General features: G+C 44.5%; 19 protein-coding genes and 1 riboswitch. Of the genes, 5 read left to right on the forward strand and 14 right to left on the reverse strand.

Translation table 11 applies throughout. From position 1 onward, the window contains the following. Nucleotides 1–502: 502 nt before the first annotated feature. The gene (locus tag V5M37_RS27630; protein WP_423800072.1) at nt 503–949 is read right to left on the reverse strand and encodes a hypothetical protein; all 447 of its coding nucleotides are present in this window, start codon (nt 947–949) and stop codon (nt 503–505) included. Nucleotides 950–1,097: 148 nt separating this feature from the next. On the opposite strand from V5M37_RS27630, the gene V5M37_RS27635 reads away from it, so the two are divergent. Next, entirely contained in the window at nt 1,098–1,580 is a 483-nt protein-coding gene (locus tag V5M37_RS27635; protein WP_423800073.1) for a helix-turn-helix domain-containing protein, read from the forward strand. 337 nt (nt 1,581–1,917) lie between these two features. Here the strand turns inward: V5M37_RS27635 and V5M37_RS27640 are convergent, their stop codons facing one another. Continuing rightward, the gene (locus tag V5M37_RS27640) at nt 1,918–2,103 is read right to left on the reverse strand and encodes a hypothetical protein (RefSeq protein WP_213118011.1); all 186 of its coding nucleotides are present in this window, start codon (nt 2,101–2,103) and stop codon (nt 1,918–1,920) included. Nucleotides 2,104–2,130: 27 nt separating this feature from the next. Then, nucleotides 2,131–2,649 carry a single-stranded DNA-binding protein gene (locus tag V5M37_RS27645; protein WP_423802692.1) on the reverse strand — a complete coding sequence of 173 codons (519 nt, stop codon included), beginning with the start codon at nt 2,647–2,649 and terminating at the stop codon, nt 2,131–2,133. A gap of 245 nt (nt 2,650–2,894) precedes the next feature. On the opposite strand from V5M37_RS27645, the gene V5M37_RS27650 reads away from it, so the two are divergent. Both V5M37_RS27650 and V5M37_RS27655 read left to right on the forward strand, forming a co-directional pair. Then, a complete protein-coding gene (locus V5M37_RS27650; protein WP_423800074.1) occupies nt 2,895–3,329 on the forward strand; it encodes a YwpF family protein in 435 nt (144 codons plus the stop codon). A 119-nt stretch (nt 3,330–3,448) separates the two neighbouring features. Then, the gene (locus V5M37_RS27655) at nt 3,449–3,706 is read left to right on the forward strand and encodes a hypothetical protein (protein WP_423800075.1); all 258 of its coding nucleotides are present in this window, start codon (nt 3,449–3,451) and stop codon (nt 3,704–3,706) included. Between the two features lie 46 nt (nt 3,707–3,752). Here the strand turns inward: V5M37_RS27655 and V5M37_RS27660 are convergent, their stop codons facing one another. The 5 genes from V5M37_RS27660 to spoIIID form a co-directional block, all read right to left on the reverse strand. Next, entirely contained in the window at nt 3,753–4,115 is a 363-nt protein-coding gene (locus V5M37_RS27660; RefSeq protein WP_423800076.1) for a hypothetical protein, read from the reverse strand. Between the two features lie 236 nt (nt 4,116–4,351). Then, nucleotides 4,352–4,786 carry a 3-hydroxyacyl-ACP dehydratase FabZ gene (fabZ, locus tag V5M37_RS27665; protein WP_378586710.1) on the reverse strand — a complete coding sequence of 145 codons (435 nt, stop codon included), beginning with the start codon at nt 4,784–4,786 and terminating at the stop codon, nt 4,352–4,354. A 90-nt stretch (nt 4,787–4,876) separates the two neighbouring features. Beyond that, a complete protein-coding gene (locus V5M37_RS27670; RefSeq protein WP_423800077.1) occupies nt 4,877–5,197 on the reverse strand; it encodes a DNA-directed RNA polymerase subunit beta in 321 nt (106 codons plus the stop codon). 522 nt (nt 5,198–5,719) lie between these two features. Beyond that, a complete protein-coding gene (locus V5M37_RS27675) occupies nt 5,720–6,721 on the reverse strand; it encodes a rod shape-determining protein (protein ID WP_213117187.1) in 1,002 nt (333 codons plus the stop codon). 223 nt (nt 6,722–6,944) lie between these two features. Continuing rightward, nucleotides 6,945–7,217: a sporulation transcriptional regulator SpoIIID gene (gene spoIIID / locus V5M37_RS27680; RefSeq protein WP_007086083.1), complete on the reverse strand. Its 273-nt coding sequence runs from the start codon at nt 7,215–7,217 to the stop codon at nt 6,945–6,947. A 672-nt stretch (nt 7,218–7,889) separates the two neighbouring features. Between spoIIID and V5M37_RS27685 the strand changes: the two genes are divergently transcribed. After that, nucleotides 7,890–8,219 carry an MGMT family protein gene (locus V5M37_RS27685; protein WP_423802693.1) on the forward strand — a complete coding sequence of 110 codons (330 nt, stop codon included), beginning with the start codon at nt 7,890–7,892 and terminating at the stop codon, nt 8,217–8,219. 815 nt (nt 8,220–9,034) lie between these two features. On the opposite strand, the gene V5M37_RS27690 is transcribed toward V5M37_RS27685, so the two are convergent. From V5M37_RS27690 to V5M37_RS27700, 3 genes are all read right to left on the reverse strand, one after another. Further along, nucleotides 9,035–11,086, reverse strand: coding sequence for a penicillin-binding transpeptidase domain-containing protein (locus tag V5M37_RS27690; protein WP_423800078.1), 2,052 nt, complete (start codon nt 11,084–11,086; stop codon nt 9,035–9,037). Nucleotides 11,087–11,508: 422 nt separating this feature from the next. Then, nucleotides 11,509–13,272 carry a phosphomethylpyrimidine synthase ThiC gene (gene thiC / locus V5M37_RS27695; protein WP_423800079.1) on the reverse strand — a complete coding sequence of 588 codons (1,764 nt, stop codon included), beginning with the start codon at nt 13,270–13,272 and terminating at the stop codon, nt 11,509–11,511. Between the two features lie 153 nt (nt 13,273–13,425). Then, nucleotides 13,426–13,538, reverse strand: a riboswitch (TPP riboswitch). A gap of 360 nt (nt 13,539–13,898) precedes the next feature. Further along, complete coding sequence (locus V5M37_RS27700) at nt 13,899–14,756, reverse strand: peptidoglycan DD-metalloendopeptidase family protein (RefSeq protein ID WP_423800080.1); 858 nt, start codon at nt 14,754–14,756, stop codon at nt 13,899–13,901. Between the two features lie 131 nt (nt 14,757–14,887). Here V5M37_RS27700 and V5M37_RS27705 point away from each other — a divergent pair, with 131 nt between their 5' ends. Beyond that, nucleotides 14,888–15,355: a VanZ family protein gene (locus tag V5M37_RS27705; RefSeq protein WP_423800081.1), complete on the forward strand. Its 468-nt coding sequence runs from the start codon at nt 14,888–14,890 to the stop codon at nt 15,353–15,355. 27 nt (nt 15,356–15,382) lie between these two features. On the opposite strand, the gene V5M37_RS27710 is transcribed toward V5M37_RS27705, so the two are convergent. From V5M37_RS27710 to murA, 3 genes are all read right to left on the reverse strand, one after another. Then, entirely contained in the window at nt 15,383–16,354 is a 972-nt protein-coding gene (locus V5M37_RS27710) for a nuclease-related domain-containing protein (protein ID WP_423800082.1), read from the reverse strand. Nucleotides 16,355–17,407: 1,053 nt separating this feature from the next. After that, a complete protein-coding gene (gene spoIID / locus V5M37_RS27715; protein WP_423800083.1) occupies nt 17,408–18,445 on the reverse strand; it encodes a stage II sporulation protein D in 1,038 nt (345 codons plus the stop codon). Nucleotides 18,446–18,834: 389 nt separating this feature from the next. Continuing rightward, complete coding sequence (gene murA / locus V5M37_RS27720) at nt 18,835–20,145, reverse strand: UDP-N-acetylglucosamine 1-carboxyvinyltransferase (RefSeq protein WP_423800084.1); 1,311 nt, start codon at nt 20,143–20,145, stop codon at nt 18,835–18,837. Nucleotides 20,146–20,155: the final 10 nt, after the last annotated feature.

Genomic DNA, 20,155 nt, shown 5'->3' on the forward strand with positions numbered 1-20,155 from the left:
TGGGTAAAGGTGTCAGGCACCTTACTTGGACATTTGTTCGTTTGGGCGAAAGTCCTGTATTGGGGCTGAAATTTGCCTTTTTTTTAAAATTTACTCGTCGATTTCGTGAATTTACTCGTCAAAATTGAGGATTTACTCGCTAACTATTGACTTTTACTCGCCGAATTTCATTATTTACTCGCCAACCCCCATCTCAAGCGGACCCCAACTACATAAAAAGCCAGGCGTCCAGCCTGGCTCAGGTATTTTTCAATGACCTTTTTGAAGCTATTTCCATTTATTTGGATATACTTTCCGATTTGGTGAGTTTACTTTCCAAATGGGGATAAATACTTTCCACTTTCATCATTTTTCTTCCGCCTTCTGGCAAAATACTTACCGAAAAACCTGATTTACTTTCCAATTTGATATTCAGAGGAAATCCATCCCCAAAAAGAAAAGGCAAAAGACTTGGCCAAATACTCGCCATCTTTTGCCTTTTTAAGGTGGTTCCCGCTATAAACTACAATTTCCGAAGTATTCCTCCTTCAAGTTTAAAACAATCACTAGTATCTTTAAGTTGCTTTTCCGCTGACACGGTACGCCGTTTTTTCCTTACTAATAGACTTGTTTTTTCGAAAGGGAAATGTCGAAGGGCTGTCACTTTGCTTCCATCAATTAGAACAAAGTGACTCAGAATCTCATAGATTACCTCCTCTGGGAGATCTTTTTCACCAACTAGAATCTGTATTTTATTTTCGTTGTATATTATTTGGAAGTCTTGTTCACAAAAATTAATGGGCATTTTCCCACCGTTTTCAAGGGGGATATATTGGTATGAGGGGTTCATAGTTGTGTGAGGTAACTGAAATGAAAGTATAAATATGTCAATAAAACTAGGTTTTCTTTTTAATCGCCATTCCTTGCTGCTAATTTGTTCACCCACTATTACTAAAAAAGTTTTTTCCATGAAAAACCTCCTGTTTTGACATTTATCTACACCGTTTCATATTATTCGACAATAATTTTAATATTCCTTTTCAGCAAAATTGGGAAAATCATATTTTTTATTCAACGTGCACTCTTTTCACGTCACCTGATGTGAAGGATACGCACATTTGGACTATGATCCATTTTTTCCCGTTATCGTAAAGGCAGGATCTGTTTTTATGATGGCGGTGAAAAGGATGTCTCTAGCGGAAAAATTGAAGAAGCTTCGTGATCGGCAAAACTGGTCCCAGGACACGCTGGCGAGCATGATGAATTTGCATCGCTCGACGATCAGCCGATTTGAGAACGGCCGCAGCGTACCCACTTATCAAACATTGCTGCAGTTTGCGGAAATTTTTAAAATAGACAAGGATTATTTGCTCGGGGAGTTGAATCATGGAGATTTCCCACAGGTGGAGCCAGGCTTTCTTACCAAGGAAACCCTGGAGAATCCCGATTTGGCGATTATTTATGAATTGCTTCAAAAAGAACCTGAGTTGAAGAAGGCCCTGGTGGAGCTCCACTTAATGGCACCTAAGCGCCGGGCGTTTTATGCGGATATGATCGCGAGCCTTGTTAGGGCTAATAAGCGGCATAGAGATAAGATTTAGCGTGAGGTTTTAGAAAATCGAAGAAGCCGCTGACACGAGGTCAGCGGCTTCTTTTTAAAAACAGGGGGTTTTGCTATTAGTATGGCCAAATCGTGGGTTTTTATACCAATCCCTTCATACAAAAAAATCCCGGCAAAAAAACTGCCGGAATTCCAAAATGAGGCTGGTTCAGAAGAGATGTTTGATTCTCTTTTTCAATGTAGGCAGTTCGGGGAAATTGGTTGAGAATCGTGACCGACAGACTTTCCTTGAAAACAGGCAGTGGCGCCGCTGCCTGCATTTACTTTTACCAATATCTCCGCCAATCTAAGGTCGTCGTCAAAGTGAAACCCCATTATTACGAGTAAATCCGAATCGGGCTGCGCTCCCTTTTTTCCTGCTGCTGTTCCTTGATCAGCCATTCGAGCTGGCTGACCCGCAGCTGTAGGCTGTCGACCTTTTGATTGGCCTTTCCAACCATTTTGATTAACGTTTCGAGTAACTGCTCGAGGTTATGGACGTATTCTTCTTCATGAGCACCCAAGGTAGAGCCCCTCCTTTTTTCCATCTCTTAAAATGGTAATGATGCAGCAATCGATTCAGCTGTAGGGGCTGGCCCAGGTGCAGCAGTTTGGGACTGGACCGCTGCCCCCGAAGTTCCGGATGCCGCGGCTGAACTTTGTCCAGGGGGATTCGTCCCCTGCCCATTTGTAGCTCCAGAAACCGACGCCGAAGACCCAGCTCTAGATTCCCCGGCCACCGCCCCCTGCGGTTTCGTACTTAAAAACCGAATCGTTTCCGCCACGACCTCTGTTACGTATACCCTTTTTCCATCCCGCCCGTCATAATGGCGGGTTTGCAGCCGTCCGGTGATCCCGACGACCGCCCCTTTTCGACAATATTTGTACGTGTTTTCGGCGGCATTTCGCCACAGGGTGCACTGTACAAAATCCGTGTCAAATTCGCCATTGTGATTGCGGAAATTTCGGTTCACTGCCAAGGTAATGTGCGATACCGGCGTTCCCTCCGTCGTTTGATTCAATTCCGGGTCCCTCGTCAAGCGGCCAACCAGCGTTACTTGATTAATCAAGGTATCATCTCCTCCAACATTTGATGATTTCATCTTAGACCCGCTCATAAGCAAAGTAAAATTGCGATACAGCCCGTTTCAAGGTCGATTTTTCTCGAAAAAGCAATTTTCGAGAGGTTTTTTGTCACGAATGGGCTCAATTTTTTACAAATAAATTAAAAATCCTATTTCGGTCAAATATTTTTCGACATTTGCTTCTTTTTTGCGTATGTTATAATTAGGAAAAAACAAACAGGAGGTTGGTAATGAAGACGTTTAAATTATTCTCGCTGGAAGTTGTGGAAAATGACAAATCGGTTGAAGTTCCGCTCGAAGACGGCCTGATTCTCAACAAAGAAGACGAACGCTCCACCTGGCTGATTGAGGCGTACACCACTGATCTCTCCCTGTATGATTATTTTAAAAAAATATCTGAGCAAAACCGCGAAGTCATTGTCGAGGCCGTTATTACGAAGAAGGAAAACGCACCCGCTTATTTTCAAACGAAAATCGCTTCACTCACGAAATTCGAAAAACACGCAAGCGTTCTATTTTTAGGTAATCTGCGCCGTAACAAAAGCGACTATTCGGAGCTATTGCTCGACAGCCTCATTCAAAAAGGCTTATCAGGAGATGCCCTCCTTGCCGAATTCAAGGATAAAATGAAGAGCAAGCCGAAGCTGAAGGTCCAGAATACGTAAAGCTTATACCAGTCTTCGGGCTGGTTTTTTCTTGGAAAAATTATCTTGCTTTTTCGACAAATCCTCCCCATACTATTGATATATATATGGAGAAATTTGGGAGGGGGCAGAAGAAAGAGATGAGTTGGACTAGTTGGATTGTAAACGTCATAATTGCCATTTTTTTAGCCGTGGACGCACCGAAGCGCGGTAAGAGGCCATGGCTATGGGCTATTTTAGGATTCTTCTTCGGGGCCATTGCGCTTGGAATTTATTTCATTCAAACCGGACGAAAGGTGCTTGGCTGGATTATCACGATTTTGGCCATCATCGTTTATATTTTGGTTATCATTTTTGCTATTCTCGCGGCAGCTTTAATGATGACGGGATTTTCATAAAAAAAGGGGACAAGGCGTGCCGTTTTGGCGCCTGTCCCCTTTTGCCTTATTCGTCTTTGTTGTCGCGGTCTTTTACGTCGATATCATCCTCGATAATATCTTCCTGCTTAGTGTTGTTGTCCTTAATCCAGTCCTTGTCAGTTGGTGTGTTCTTGTCCTCAGACTCCGGATAATGGTTGCGTCGGTCCATCGGATTGTCATTTAAATCGTTGTTCAACCGGTTATTCATCCTGTCGCGGTCGTTCAGGTTGTTCCGATTATTCAGGTCGTTGCGATCCATATTGTCATTCAAATCGTTATCAACCCTTGGCGGCGGCGGGTTTATGTCGTTCCTTGCATTATTACAGCCAACCAGCATCATCGCCGACAATACAGAACCGGTGAGCAGCATAAACAGCTTCTTCTTCAAGCAAAAAACTCCCTTCAACTTTCATGTTATTGCCTAACACTTATAGCTTTCCCGTTGTTTTTTAAAATTTGAATGGAATTTTTTTGCATGTAAAAAAGGCCGAGGGTTATCCCCCGGTCTTTACTCGTCAGTTCTGTAGTTTTACTGGTCTAATTGCAGAATTTACTCGCCAACTTTATATATTTACTCGTCTAAAATCAAATTTTACTCGCCAAAACCCACTATAAGCCCTAAATTTATTCCTTCTTTTCCCCAAGTGCAAAAGTAATTTCCGCTTCGCAGGCGATTTCGCCGTCCACAGTTGCCACGGCTTTGCCCTTGCCGATTGGTCCGCGCAAACGCACCATTTCCACCTCAAGGCGCAGCTGGTCGCCCGGCTTTACTTGCTTTTTAAAACGGCAGCTGTCAATTCCTGCAAAAAACGCCAGCCGGCCGCGGTTTTCTTCTTTTTTCAAAACGGCAACTGCCCCGACCTGCGCGAGTGCTTCAACGATTAACACCCCAGGCATGACTGGATAATCCGGAAAATGGCCGTTGAAAAATTCTTCATTGGCGGAAACATTTTTAATGCCGACCGCTCTTTTTCCCTCTTCCACCTCTAAAATTCGATCCACTAGCAAAAATGGGTAGCGGTGCGGGATAATTTCTTTGATTTCATTAATATCAAGCATTTAGTTTAGTACCTCCTACTAGGAACAGATATTTATTTCTTATTGTACTATTTGTGATATGTAAAAGGGAAGGGCTAAGCCCTTCCCGGTTTATTTTTTATCAACTAAATCTTGAATATGTGTCCAAGTTGATCCCTTAAAAACATCGGCTGCATTGCCGCCGCCAAGGATACCGTAACCGACCGCCGCCCCAGCCACAAGACTGACAAAGAAAAACACCACCAAGAGTACGAGGCGAAGCCAGATTGGAATTAGCCGCACTCTGATGCGGACATGGTTCTGCGGCTCTGCTTCCGCTGTGTTTCTTTCTTTAACAGCGGCTGTGTCCACCTTTTGCACGGAATCTGTCTTTGCCTTTTTATATTCCTCTCGCGATTGAAATTGCTGTTGTTCTACATTATTTAATGACATTTTAATTTCCCCTTTGAATCCCGCCATTCCTTTTTAAAGGATTTTGCCCATCAACCAACACGGGATTAGAGTTAATACATATTATAACCATTTTGAAGCCACACACGATGCACATTTTATTCTATTATAAAAAATTATTCATGATTATACATTAACTTTTTACAAGAAAAAGTAAATTGATGTAAAATAAGCGCAGAAAATGGGGTCAAGCTGAGGTTCAGGGGGTGTTTTCTGGAAGTTGATTTCCAATACTTTCCGAGTTTGAGGATTTACTTTCCGATTTTGAAATTTACTTTCCATTTCGGGTGTTTTACTTACCTATTTTTGAGGTTTACTTCCATCTTGGGTCCATTTACTATCCTGAGTCCTTTTTGAGGCCGAGAACCGTCCCCGTGCTTCACCTAAAAGTGAGGCACAAGAACCGTCCCCATGCATCAAAAAAAGCCCAATGACCCAGGCTTGTCCAGCCGTTATCATTAGACTTTTGGAAATTGGTAAGAGGTCTTACCACATTCAGTTTTATTATCCTAGCTTACGGCCTGGAATTCGGTCGATGTTATCTAGCATGATGCCTGTTCCGATGGCGACGCAGTCCATTGGATTTTCCGCTACTAAAACAGGTACCTTCAGCTCTTCCGCAAGCAGCATGTCGATGCCGTGAAGAAGTGCACCGCCGCCTGTTAAAATGACGCCGCGGTCGATGATGTCGGCAGATAGCTCAGGTGGTGTGCGCTCAAGAACGCTTTTTGCAGCCTGAACGATAACGGACACAGATTCCCGCAATGATTGCTCGATTTCTTCCGAACGAACGGTGATTGTGCGTGGCAGACCGCTGACCATATCACGGCCGCGAATTTCCATTTCCTCGGATCGAGAGCCTGGGAAGACAGTAGCAATGTTGATTTTGATGTTCTCAGCTGTGCGCTCACCAATCAACAGTTTGTATTCGCGCTTGATGTGGTTCAAGATTTCCATGTCGAACTTGTCGCCCGCCATTTTGATGGAGGAAGAAGTCACGATATCGCCCATTGACAGAACGGCCACATCCGTCGTTCCTCCCCCGATATCCACTACCATGTTGCCGCTTGGCTGGAAGATGTCCATGCCCGCGCCAATCGCCGCTACTTTTGGCTCTTCTTCTAAATAAATCTTTTTCCCGCCGCTTTTTTCAGCAGCTTCCTTGATTGCCTTTTGCTCAACGCTTGTGATGTTGGTTGGGCAGCAGATTAAGATGCGCGGCTTTGATAAAAAGCCTTTAACATTAAGTTTATTAATAAAATGCTTCAGCATTGCTTCTGTTACATCAAAGTCAGCAATAACGCCGTCCTTTAACGGGCGAATTGCGACGATGTTTCCTGGTGTACGTCCAACCATGCGGCGCGCTTCTTCGCCGACCGCCAAAACCCGGTTTGTGTTTCTGTCGATTGCAACTACGGAAGGCTCGTTTAATACGATGCCGCGGCCCTTCACGTGGATTAACACGTTGGCTGTTCCTAAATCAATCCCAATATCCCTTGCAAACATTCTCTTTCCTTTCCTCCTCAAGACGGATTCCTTCTACCTAATTGTCTATTCTATCACATTCATTAAAATATCCATAACATTTTAAAACAATCAATGTAATTTTTTGCTGAATGTTGTCGGAATCGGAAATTCTTTGAGAAGGTGGGACATTTTTTTGTAAAAAAAAGAAATGGTGTAAGGCACCAGTTCTTTAATTGGCATTTATTTTTAAAAAAATCTCGGCCTATTTTACAGCCTCTCCTTCTTTCTCTTCTTTCTGGTACTTCATTTTAGTCGCCTCGCCGCCCCTTAAGTGACGAATGGATTTATGATAATCTAGAATTTCTTTCACTTCGTTTGCAAGCTCAGGATTAATCTCAGGTAGTCTCTCTGTTAGATCCTTATGGACTGTAGACTTGGATACGCCAAACTCCTTCGCAATGACGCGAACTGTTTTCCTCGTCTCCACGATATACTTCCCAATCTTGATAGTCCTCTCTTTGATGTAATCGTGCACACTCTCGCCCTCCCTAAATTGGATGTGAGACGTGTGAAATGAGACCCGCTTATCACTTCGACTGAATACTGCTTCCGTGCGAGCTGCTGACTGGCTCATGTTTGCGCTTACGCGAATTTGGAATTGTCCACCCCACGTGGACAGTATCCACGAATGGTGTCAGGCACCAAATTTCGCCCTGCATGTCACACGGCAGAAAGTTTTCACTTTCTGATCATACGATGAATAATCATGTCCCCGGCTGGATACCCGCTAACTTCAAACGACTCCTCACCTCAAACACTCTCTTTGTATAAAGGTTTGTAACATTGTATTAGCTTGGATACGGGTTTATGCACAAAATACACAAACGGGACAAGGTATTGGACTATTTTTAGAAAATTCAAATATCGAGTGATTTTTCGACATTTAGGAAAAAAGCCCCAAACCCGCGCCACGTCTATGGTTTATGCAGAAATAATCGCGGGCCGCTCTTTATTTCCCAAGAAATTTGTCGGATGAAAAATATATGTGTTTGATGTGTTTGTATTGTGAAAATTTGGGGTTTTGGTAAAAAAACATTGAAATGTGGTAAGTAACATTGAAAAAGAGTTTTCTGTAGTGCCTGTGATATTGAATCGTTTTTAATATTATATAATGTGGTTAAGTTATTTAAGAAAGGATTTAATGACAGTGACACCTTTTACGGAAAAAGTTATTTCGATTATAAAAAATATCCCCCCGGGGAGAGTCATGACGTACGGACAAATTGCGGGGCTCGCCGGAAGTCCCCGCGCCGCCCGCCAAGTCGTCCGCGTCCTCCACTCCATGAGCAGGAAACACCGCCTGCCTTGGCACAGGGTCGTCAACGCCCAAGGAAAAATCGCCCTGCAGGATGACGAGGGCTACAACGAACAATGGCTGTCGCTCGAGGCCGAGGGCGTGGCAGTGGGTTTGAATGGGGTAATTGATCTGGAAAAATATCAGTGGCGGCCGGCTCTTGAGCACTCGGATTCCCCGTGAAAAATGGGTTAGGAAAGTAAATCAGGTATTTTGGAAAATATTTGGCTAGAAAGTGTAAGTAAAAACATGATTGTGGAAAGTATTTGTCCCCATTTGGAAAGTAAACGCACCAAATCGGAAAGTATATCCAAATTAATGGTAATCACTCCAAAAAGGTAATTGAAAAGTTACCTTTTTTGTGTGGTTTAGTCGCTCGAGATAGGGGTTGGCGAGTAAATTCTAGATTCAGGCGAGTAAATTATAAAAATAGACGAGTAAATGTCAAAAGTTGACGAGTAATTCCTATCTTTAGACGAGTAAAACCTAAAATCCAGCGAGTAAATTTTAAAAGGATCTCATATGTTACCTAAGCCTGGCTCGCCGCCTGGCTTTTTGGAGTGAATTCCCCCTGAAAAATAAGTTTGGAAAGTAAGTCAGGTATTCTGGTAAGTATTCGGCCAAAAAGTGTAAGTAAAATCATGAATCTGGAAAATATTTGTCCCCATTTGGAAAGTAAACGCACCAAATCGGAAAGTATATCCAAATTAATGGTAATCACTCCAAAAAGGTAATTGAAAAGTTACCTTTTTTGGGAAGTTCAGTCGCTCGAGATAGGGGTTGACGAGTAAATTCTAGATTCAGGCGAGTAAAATATAAAAATAGACGAGTAAATATCAAAAGTCGGCGAGTAAACTCACAAATCCAGCGAGTAAACCCAAAAACAAAGCGAGTAAATTAAAAAAAGGTAATTTCCAATGGCCTCAGCGCTCCAAAACCGGGTACTTTCCCCACAAAAAAGGCACCTGGCCCCTAGGCCAGGTGCTTCAACCACTAACTTATTTCCATTTCATATAAATATTCTTCACCATTTTTACCGGAATGCCCGATCCGCCCCTGTCTTTTACGTTCTCGACCATCATGGCCACCATCAGATTCGGCGAATTGACGTTCCAGCCAATAAACCAGCCATTCTCGAGCCCGGTTTCGCCCTGTTTCTGCTTGAATTCCGCTGTTCCGGTTTTTCCAGCAAGCGGCTTGTCGGCCATTTCTGCAGCATGGGCAGTTCCTCCGGCATCACCAACGACCTTGCGTAAGTCCCCTGCAATCAAACCAGCATTGTCTGCAGAAACAACGCCTTCCTTCCACACCTGCCCGCGCTTCTCTTCATCCAACAGTATCGGCTTAATCATATTGCCATTATTGACAAATGGCGTATAGGTGCTCATCAAATGAACAATGCTCATCTGCACCTGTCCCTGGCCATAACCTGAGTCGGCTAGCGCAATATCGCTTCCCAATGATCCAATCTTTGAAGTCTCAAGCGGATAGGCGAACGGTAACTGCTCTTCAAAGCCAAACTTTTTCAAGCCATCAGAAAAGCCATCTTTCCCCATTTTCAACGCGGCCTGTGCAAAATAAATATTATCCGAGTACACCAACGCTTTTTCGAGATTGATTGGACTGCCCTCGTGCACCCGGGTCACGAAATAGCCGCCCCAGGATGCATCCTTCTGCCATTTCGGCCCGAGGATCTGCACACCCTCGTCCGGCTTAATCGCGCCACTTGCGAGCCCTACAGCTGCCGTAATTGGTTTCATCACAGACCCAGGTGCAAATGCCTGTTTAAAGCGCGTTAACAGCGGCTGGCGGGCATCATCCTGCAGCGCCTTCCATTCGTCCGCAGAGAAGCCAAGCGCAGCCTGATTCGGGTCAAATGACGGGCTGCTGACGAGCGCCAGTGTTTCCCCTGTCACCGGGTTCATCGCAGCCGCCGTTCCGACCTCGCCAGCCGGAGCACCAGCCCCAGCAGTTCCTCCAGCCACGGTCCCAGCGGCACCTGCTCCACCACTCATCTCCGCATACACCACCGCCTGCAAATCCGCATCAATGGTCAGCTTGACATTTTTTCCATCAGCAACCGGCTTTTCGGCGAGCACTTCCTCGCCGCCGGCCTTCTTCTTAATCACAATCTTCACGCCGCTCTGGCCCTTCAGCTGCTCATCCAGCACCTGCTCCAGTCCGCGCTTCCCAATCACATCGCGGCTCGTGTAGCCCTTGTCCTTCCGCTTCTCGAGCTCATCCGCGGTAATCTGACCGACATAGCCAATCAGCTGCGCAGCGGCCTCCTTGTACGGATAAATCCGCGCGTCCACCTTGCGCGTCTTCACTGGCTCGAGCGCCACGAGCTGAGCAATCCGCTCAGAATCGTCCATCGACACCTTCTTCAAAGGAACAAACATCCCCGGCTGTACCCAGCTCGCCTTCAACGCCTTGTCGACCTGATCCGGCGTCATCTTCAACAAAGAAGCCAGCTGCTCCATCACCGGCGCCGCAATGTCCCCGGCCGTCACTCCGACCTCGTACACCTGGCCGTTCACAGCCATCCCCGTGCCGTTCCGGTCAACGATTTCGCCCCGCTTCGCCGGTACCGTGCTCAAGCTCAACTTGTCGCCCTCCTGCATTTTTGGAAAAATGAACCCCGGGTTCCAGTCCACAAACCAGTTTTCCTTATCGTCCTTTTTTTCCTTTTTCAACAGGGCTTCTTCGGTAAAATTAATTGGCCCCGCGACACTATTCATTTTGGCGCTAAAAGAATACTTGGCTTGCTCTTTATCCGCCTGTTTATCGTCTTTCGGTTTTTTGAAGTCAATCTTGAGGTCCGTAATCTGTAAATCGTCGTAGATTTTCTTATAGCGGTTCGTAAAATCATCTTTAGAGATTTTCTTTTTGGCATCATTCGAAAGGTAATTATACATGTCTGCAAACTTTTGCTTATTCCATAAGGCTATGTATTCCGAGAATCGATCCTGTGGCGTTGGCTCCTTGCTGCAGCTGGCTAGCAAAACCCCCAGCACGACCGCAAGCAAAAGCCCAGCAACTTTTTTCAAGACAAACCCCTCCTTTATTTTCCATTTTAACACAACCATAGACAGATTTCTCTTTAAAGCAACGTAGGTCCTCGTGTATTCTAGGTATAATCAGCTGACTCTTTAACATATGCCCAAGCCCTACAATCTACCGCAACAAAAACACCCCACCGCCAATTTCAGGACAAAACTCCTAAGGAAAATAGCGTCATTAAAAAATCCCGGCTATTAAACCGGGATTTCCTTTGTGACTAGGTTAATGGAAATCAATAATAGGTGCTTTCTGCGAAACCGCACTTTCGGCATTTCCTCATACCATAGGATTCGGAAAATAGATGCCTGCAATGTTGCTGGATGTTTTCAATTTCCTTTTCCAAGATATGAATTTTTTGTTTTAGGATGTGATTTCTTCAGTTATTTCTATTACCTTAATGGAATTCGTCTCATCGATAAATTCTTGATCCATCATGAATAAATTCCTCCGCTTTTTTTCTCATGCCTTCTTCGATGTCCACTTCTTTACTCGCTGCCTTTTCCCGAATGTCATGTGATATTCTCATCGAACAGAACTTTGGCCCGCACATGGAGCAAAAATGGGCTGTTTTTGCCCCCTCCGATGGCAATGTTTCGTCATGGTATTCCCTTGCACGCTCCGGATCCAAAGAAAGATTAAACTGGTCTTCCCATCTAAATTCGAAACGGGCTTTCGATAAAGCGTTGTCTCTTTTTTGTGCACCGGGGTGCCCTTTGGCCAAATCAGCGGCATGAGCGGCAATTTTATAAGCAATGACTCCTTCCCGAACATCATCTTTGTTCGGTAAGCCTAGATGCTCTTTGGGTGTCACATAACAGAGCATCGCCGTTCCAAACCAGCCGATCATCGCCGCTCCGATAGCTGAAGTAATATGATCATATCCTGGTGCGATATCGGTGGTTAAAGGTCCTAACGTATAAAATGGCGCTTCTTTACAAATTTCCACTTGCTTATCGACGTTCTCTTTGATCATATGCATCGGTACATGACCAGGCCCTTCAATCATCACCTGCACATCATGTTTCCAGGCAATGTCTGTTAATTCTCCGAGCGTTTCAAGCTCTGCGAATTGTGCTTCATCATTTGCATCGGCAATACTGCCTGGACGGAGCCCGTCTCCCAGAGAAACAGAGATATCATATTGGTTCAGGATTTCACATATTTCTTCAAAATGAGTATAGAGGAAATTTTCCTTATGATGAGCCAAGCACCATTGCGCCAAAATCGAGCCGCCGCGGGATACAATGCCTGTTGTCCGTTTTGCCGTTAAAGGAATATATCGCAGCAAAACGCCGGCATGGATCGTAAAATAGTCGACGCCTTGTTCCGCCTGTTCAATTAACGTATCGCGGTAAATTTCCCATGTTAAATTCTCGGCAATCCCATTTACCTTCTCAAGTGCCTGATAGATTGGGACCGTTCCGACTGGTACGGGAGAATTGCGAATGATCCATTCTCTCGTTGTGTGGATATTTTTTCCGGTCGATAAATCCATGATGGTATCGGCGCCCCAGCGAGTTGCCCACGTCATTTTTTCAACCTCTTGCTCTATAGAGGAGGTAACAGCCGAATTCCCGATATTTGCATTAATTTTCACATGAAAGTTTCGTCCTATAATCATCGGTTCGCTTTCCGGGTGATTGATATTGGCTGGGATAATCGCTCTCCCGCTGGCAACTTCCGCACGAACAAATTCCGGGTCCCTATGTTCACGAATGGCTATGTACTCCATTTCAGGGGTAATAATGCCTTTTTTGGCATAATGCATCTGGGTAACATTTTTTCCTGTTTTAGCTTTTAGGGGTGTTTTATTTACATTGGGATACCATTCAAGGTTTGCACGTTGGTCCCCTTCATGGTATCCGTTATCCTTGGCCTTTATTTCTCTTCCAACATAAGCCTCCACATCATTCCGCTCGAGAATCCAATTCTTACGCAATGCTGGAAGTCCGCTTTGAATATCGACCTGATAATTCGAATCTGTGTAGGGGCCGCTCGTATCATAGACCCGAACAGGCTCATTTTCTTCTTCTCCAAAAGCAGCAACGGTTCGACTAAGTTGAATTTCTCTCATCGGAACCTTAATATCAGGTCTTGCCCCTTCGACATATACCTTTTTACTTCCAGTGAATTGTGATTTTAACTCGATGTTCCCTTCCACTTGCTTCTGCATGTAACTTCCTCCTTCAAAATGGTTTGATTTTGCACCCTGGGAGTTACAGCGCAGTTCATTACTGGAAAGTAATGGAGGACAATACAAAAAGGTTCTGTTTGCACAGAACCTGATTTTTTCATCCAAAAGTAGCGGTACCCAAATTAAACACGGACACCTTTGATACTACTTCCCTACGCTGGTATAATCCAGATCAGGTTCAAAGGGTCAAAGAATTTATGCATTCTTCTCTCAGTCCGAGCCATCGGACCCCCCCAGTAGAGCATTTCAAACAATATTAAGTTATAATCTTACAGTCAAAATATATCAGAAATTTTTGGAAATGGAAAGCTTTTTGGTAAACTTTGTGGTTATCGGAACAGATAATTCTCATAACTGTTTTTCAAACTTTCACCTTTTGTTCATAGTTTGTTCATATCTGCAGGGTAAGATAAAAGTGTGAAAAGGACAATCTCAGTCACACTTTTTCATAACCCCCCCTTTTAATATATCGTGTTGGATCCGGCAATCGGCCGGGTCCTATTTTTTTGCTTAATGTGCGGAATCTGGCACTCGGCCGGATTCTTTTTTTGAAAAAAAACGTAAAAAAAAGAGGAAGTACTCCCCTTCCCCTTATACTTTCAATATTAAGAATTTGTCTTTTCTTTTGAGTTAGTGGACTCGTCTTCTTTGGTCTTGCCGTCGTCTGTTTCCTTATCGGAAGACTGGTCGTCGGAGCCAGCTGGATCCTCCAACTCCTGCTGCTTTTTTTCGCTAGGAGTTGTTTGCATAGATTCCTTGCTGTTTGAAGGAGTCGCTTCTTGTAAAGTGCTTACCGGTTTGTCGATATACTTACTAGGGTTAACCGCGACGCCATCTTTACGAATTTCAAAATGGACGTGTGTTCCAGCTTTTTCATTGAACATGCTTTGCCCAGCCTTGGCAAGAACATCTCCCTGTTTCACCTTGTCGCCAACTTCAACTTTAATGTCTTTCACGGACTGATATTGTGTTACAATACCTTTGTCGTGTTCAATTTCGATGACATTTCCAAGCACCGCGTCTTCTTCAACACGGGTGACAGTTCCGCTGAGTGATGCTAATACATCAAACGTTTCGCCGTCCTTCATGGTGATGTCGACACCAGTATTCGGATTGTATGTGTTCTCGTAGAATACTAATGCGGCTTCCTGGTCTTCAGCTTTCCCGCTGAAATCATAGAACTTTGTCTTGATGACCGCAGATGCTGCATCCTTCACCGGCATTTTGACGTTTTCTAAAGCCGAGTTAACTTCAACTGCAGGCGGGTTGGTCTTTTTGCCAGTAATATCAGTAGACTTGTAATCGTATTTGTCTGAGTCTCCTGCACTGGACTGATACCAAAGAACACCTGTTAAAATGATTGCTGCACTTGCGATATAGATGGCTGGAAATACCCAACGCTTCTTGAAAAAGCGTTTTACGCTGGAACTTTGAGAAGATCGTTTGTTTTCTTCCTCTCTCATTTTCATCACCTCAGCAATCATTCTGAACAGATAACTAGAATTATATACACTAGTCTGAAAAAAATTTTATTTTTTGTAATCGCCTGCGTTTTTATGCATCTTTTTGAAAAACTTTTAGGGGGAATTGTTTCATGAAGGCTTTAAAATGGGTGCTGCGGGTCCTGCCCGTGCTTTATATGGCAGCCATCTTTATCCAATCGAGCCTGCCGTCGGACCACTTCGTGCGCCTGCCCGATTCGAATATTGACCACACTATTAAAGAATCATTGCATTTAATAGAGTTTGCGATTTTATATGTATTACTAGTCCTCGCATGTTTGACGTTTAGACGCGGTAACACTGACCTGCGCAGCAATGCTGTCGCCGGTTTCAGTTTTACACCAGGCTGGAACTTGGCCTGTGCCCTGATTGCGGCCTTCTACGGCATCAGTGACGAAATCCACCAATCGTTCTATCCATACCGCTCCGCGTCGTTATTTGACCTGTTTAAGGACTTCCTCGGCATCAGCGTCTGCTACTATTTTATTCGTGGTGCATTGTTTAAGGGGAAGTTTGCAGGTCTGGCGAAGATGCTTGGCCGTGTTCGGTCTGTTTCTTAAAACCACTGCTGGTTGGCGGTGGTTTTTTTATTGCAATACGGGATGGTGATAAACACGGTCTTTAAATGTACCACTATGGGGGAAGTCTGCGGTCGTTAGAAAATGGCTGGCCACTCTTATCGAATCTATATGGAGAAACTCTCTTAGCTCAGAATTTGTGATAGTCGGTTTTATTAAAAGAAAATAATCGTTGATGGCTGGAATATGGGCAGTTTTCGATTTGGCGTTACACTTCGGGCACCACCAGGTTCCGGAATGATAAGTCATCGGCAGAAAGCGGCAATCGGGGCACTTCACACCAGTGGGGATATCTTTAGGAGACAGGTGGAATTGCTTTAATATATCGGGATTATCGGGAGTGTGCTTCGATAGTAGTAATTTATTTACCTTTTTTAAATCCTTGGAGCCTAGCTTCTCTATCTTTTGAAATTCTTTAATTTGTTCTATTTTTTCTATTAAAAATTCACTATTACATACATTCCGAAGAATCTCTTCGTTCCCGTGCTCCGCTGTAATTAAGGTTTTTTCATTACTGTTTACAAAAAGATAATGGATTGGAACGTTTGGAAAATGGTGCTCTTGCAGCCACCCGTTTAGCTTTCGCGCCTGGAGCTTGGCCTGCAGCACCGGATTCTTTATGCGTTCCTCCTGACCATTTTTTCGCAAAAAGGCCTGATTTAATTCTCTTTTAAAATGGATCTCCCCGCTCCTATTTTTCACTTCCAACGCTAGGCCAAACATCGCACACAGTAGCAGGATGTCAATTTGAAAGTAATACTTTCCATAAAGCAGGCGGATATCGTGGTAAATTTGATAGTCGGCCTCTGGAAGCATGCTCAAGTAAAAGTCCACGGATTTCTCGCCACGATACCCTGCCATCCTATTTTTATATTCGTGAACCAAATCCGGCCAATCGGGGTGATTGGGATCCATCCTTCCATCAAAAAGTGCCTGTAATTTCTTGATTCTTAATGACATTTCACAAGGTTTTGCAAACAATCGGACCACTCCTTTCAATTTGCTCCTACATTTCCTCTTTTGTTTGCCAATTTCCTGCAAAAATCGACATGAACTTTTGAACTTTTTATGGCGTTTTATCCAATTAGGTCTGGCCCGAGGTAACTTTCCATTGACCTTTTTTGAGAGATTACCATTTATTTGGATATACTTTCCGATTTGGTGTGGTTACTTACCAATTTAGCGCACTTACTTTCCACTTTAACGATTTTACTTACACTTTTTGATCAAATACTTTCCAAACTTCCTCATTTACTTTCCGACTCCTTTTTAGAACAGTACTCCCCTTCCAACCACTACCCAAAACAGCTAAAAAGCCAGGCGGCGAGCCTGGCCCAGGTAACTTTTCAATGACCTTTTTTGAGAGATTACCATTTATTTGGATATACTTTCCGATTTAGTGTGGTTACTTACCGGTTTAGCGCACTTACTTTCCACTTTAACGATTTTACTTACATTTATTGATCAAATACTTTCCAAATTTCCTCTTTTACTTTCCAAACCCTTTTTAGAACAGAACTCCCCTTCCTAGCGCCACCCAAAACAGCTAAAAAGCCAGGCGGCGAGCCTGGACCAGGTATCTTTTCAATTACCTTTTTTGAGAGATTACCATTTATTTGGATATACTTTCCGATTTAGTGTGGTTACTTACCGGTTTAGCGCACTTACTTTCCACTTTTACGATTTTACTTATACTTTTTGATCAAATACTTTCCAAATTTCCTCTTTTACTATCCAAACCCTTTTTAGAGCAGCATCAGCCTTCCAACCGCTACCCAAAACAGCTAAAAAGCCAGGCGGCAAGCCTGGCCCAGGTAACTTTTCAATGACCTTTTTTAAATAATTTTCATTTATTTGGATATACTTTCCGATTTAGTGTAGTTACTTACCGATTTAGCGCACTTACTTTCCACTTTGACAATTTTACTTACACTTTTTGATCAAATACTTTCCAAATTTCCTCACTTACTTTCCACCCCTGCCTAAACCAAAAAAGCCAGGCACCCCCACCCGCCTGGCTTCCACTCACACTCTCTATTTCTTCGCCGTAATCGTCGACATCATGTTCTCCGCTGAGGTCACCTCGACGCCCTTGTAGTAGTACTGGACGATGTCCTTGTAGTTCTTGCCCTCCGCGGCCATTCCGTTCGCGCCGTACTGGCTCATGCCCACGCCGTGGCCATTGCCGCGTGTTGTGATCACAATATTATTCCCCTTACGTTCCCACGAAAAGTCAGACGACTTCAAGTCCAACTTATCGCGGATGTTTCTTCCGGTCAATACCTTGCCATTAAAGTCAACCTTGGCCACGCGCTTGCCCTCGGTCCGGGCGACAATTTTTCCAAGCGCATTACTTGATCCGATTTTCACTCCTAACCGTGATTCAAACTCTTTCACGGTTACAACCTTCTGATTGGTAAATTTGGGGGAATCCTTATCCCAAGGACTTGAAACACTCCGTAAATACGGGATACTTCCAGACCAGTAGTCCTCCGAATTTTCCGTAAAACCGTTGCTGGTGGAGAAAAACAACGCATCAATTGGCTCGCCATTATAAGTCAAAATCTGTCCGCTCGTTGACCGGACAGCCTCTAGTATCTTTTTCTTTTTCCATTCATAATCTTTTCCCCAGTTCTTCCTTTGCTGCGCGTCATCTATGTAGGCTTGATGGAGCTGTGGGGTGTCCGTTACCTGCGAACCTTTTGGGGCACCAATCGTATCCCCTTTAACCAACCGATTAACAATATACGTCCGTGCCGTCAGCGCCTGGGCCTTGAGCGCCTCCTCGTTGAAATCCGCCGGCATCTCGGCAGCGACTACCCCGACAAGGTAATCTTCCAGCGGGGTTTCTTCAATTGCGGATTTGGCGGTGCGGAACACGGCCACGTCAATTGCCGCGTCAGAGGATGGGGAAGTAGTTTCCTGCGCCGCCGGCTGCTTCTTGGCGAGATCCTCGCCCAGCTTGCCGCTCGCCTTTTCGCTCGAAAAAGGCAATACCAACACAGCGGGTATAATCAGTGTCAAGGCAATAAGAAATGCTGCTAGTACGATGAGTGGTTTGATATTTTTCATGATTGTGCCTCCAGTTTGTAAATTCACAGCCCACTTGCGCCCGGGATGCGTCACATTACAACATATGGGAGCGGACAAGCATTTATTACTTCTTTTTCGAAAAATCAACTGGCAAAAAAGTTATCCACAAATCACAGAGTTATTCGACTTATCCACAGAGTTATCAGACATAATTGGGTATAATTCCACGTTATTTATAATGATAACCGAACCGCTTGTGGACAACCCGCAACACCCTCTAAACAAATACAAAAAAACAGGACCCGTTATTCCAGGCCCCGTTGCTTTGGTTGTGTTCAGTTGTACCCTTAAAATAGGATTTAAGCTGAGTATAGAACTAAATACCCGCGGCATTTAGTCCAATTTTAGAATGGAACTTTGCACGCCCCTTAGGCATTTAGATCCGTAACATATTTTCCAAGTTCGATAAAGGTTTCATCTGCTTCCTTCACACGCTCGATGTCAGCACCTAAACCAGCAAGCTTTTCGTGGAAATTCACGTAGCCGCGGTCCAAATGCTTCAATTCAGTTACGCGTGTTACACCTTCAGCAACCAGCCCGGTTAAAATCAATGCAGCTGCAGCACGAAGGTCTGTTGCCGCCACTTCGGCGCCTTGTAAGTTAGAAGGGCCATTTAGAATTACAGAACGGCCTTCAATTTTCACATCGGCATTCATGCGGCGGAATTCCTCAACATGCATAAAACGATTTTCAAACACAGTTTCCGTAATCATTGATGTGCCATCTGCACAAAGCAGCAAAGCCATCATCTGTGACTGCATATCAGTCGGGAAGCCTGGATGCGGCATCGTCTTGATGTCGACCGCCTTCAAGCGCTCTGGCCCAATGACACGAACGCCATCCTCTTCCTCGATAATCGTCACACCCATCTCCTCCATTTTCGCAATCAATGAAGAAAGATGTTCCGGAACTGCACCCTTTACAAGCACATTTCCACCCGTAATCGCAGCCGCCGTCATGAACGTACCTGCCTCGATCCGGTCCGGAATAATATTGTGGTCCGCGCCAAACAACACATCGACACCCTCGATGCGAAGCGTACCAGTGCCGGCACCCTTCACGCGCGCACCCATTTTATTTAAAAAGTTCGCTAAATCAACGATTTCTGGTTCTTTTGCAGCATTTTCAATCGTGGTCGTACCTACCGCAAGCGTTGCTGCCATCATAATGTTTTCAGTAGCGCCAACACTTGGGAAATCTAAATAAACCTTTGCTCCATGCAGACGGCCTTCAACCTCCGCCTCGATAAAGCCATTGCCCACCTTGACCTTCGCACCCATGGCTTCAAAGCCCTTCAAATGCTGGTCAATCGGCCGGGACCCAATCGCACAACCGCCAGGCAAAGCCACCCGGGCACGGCCATTACGTGCAAGAAGTGATCCCATGACAAGCACAGACGCGCGCATTTTGCGAACATACTCAAAAGGCGCTTCCTCTTTTAACACTCTAGATGCATCAACAACAACCGTATTATGATCAAAAGCCACTTCAGCGTTTAGGTTACGTAGCACTTCATTAATTGTAAATACATCGGAGAGTGTCGGTACATCACGTATCACACTTTTTCCATCACTTGCTAATAATGTTGCAGCGATAACAGGCAGAACGGCATTCTTTGCTCCTTCAACTTTAACCGTTCCGTATAGCCTTTGTCCGCCGCGGACGATGATCTTTTCCAAGAGTATTCCC

The organism is Neobacillus sp. SAB-20_R2A (assembly GCF_049568635.1).
Classification (GTDB): Bacteria; Bacillota; Bacilli; order Bacillales; family Cytobacillaceae; genus Neobacillus; species Neobacillus citreus.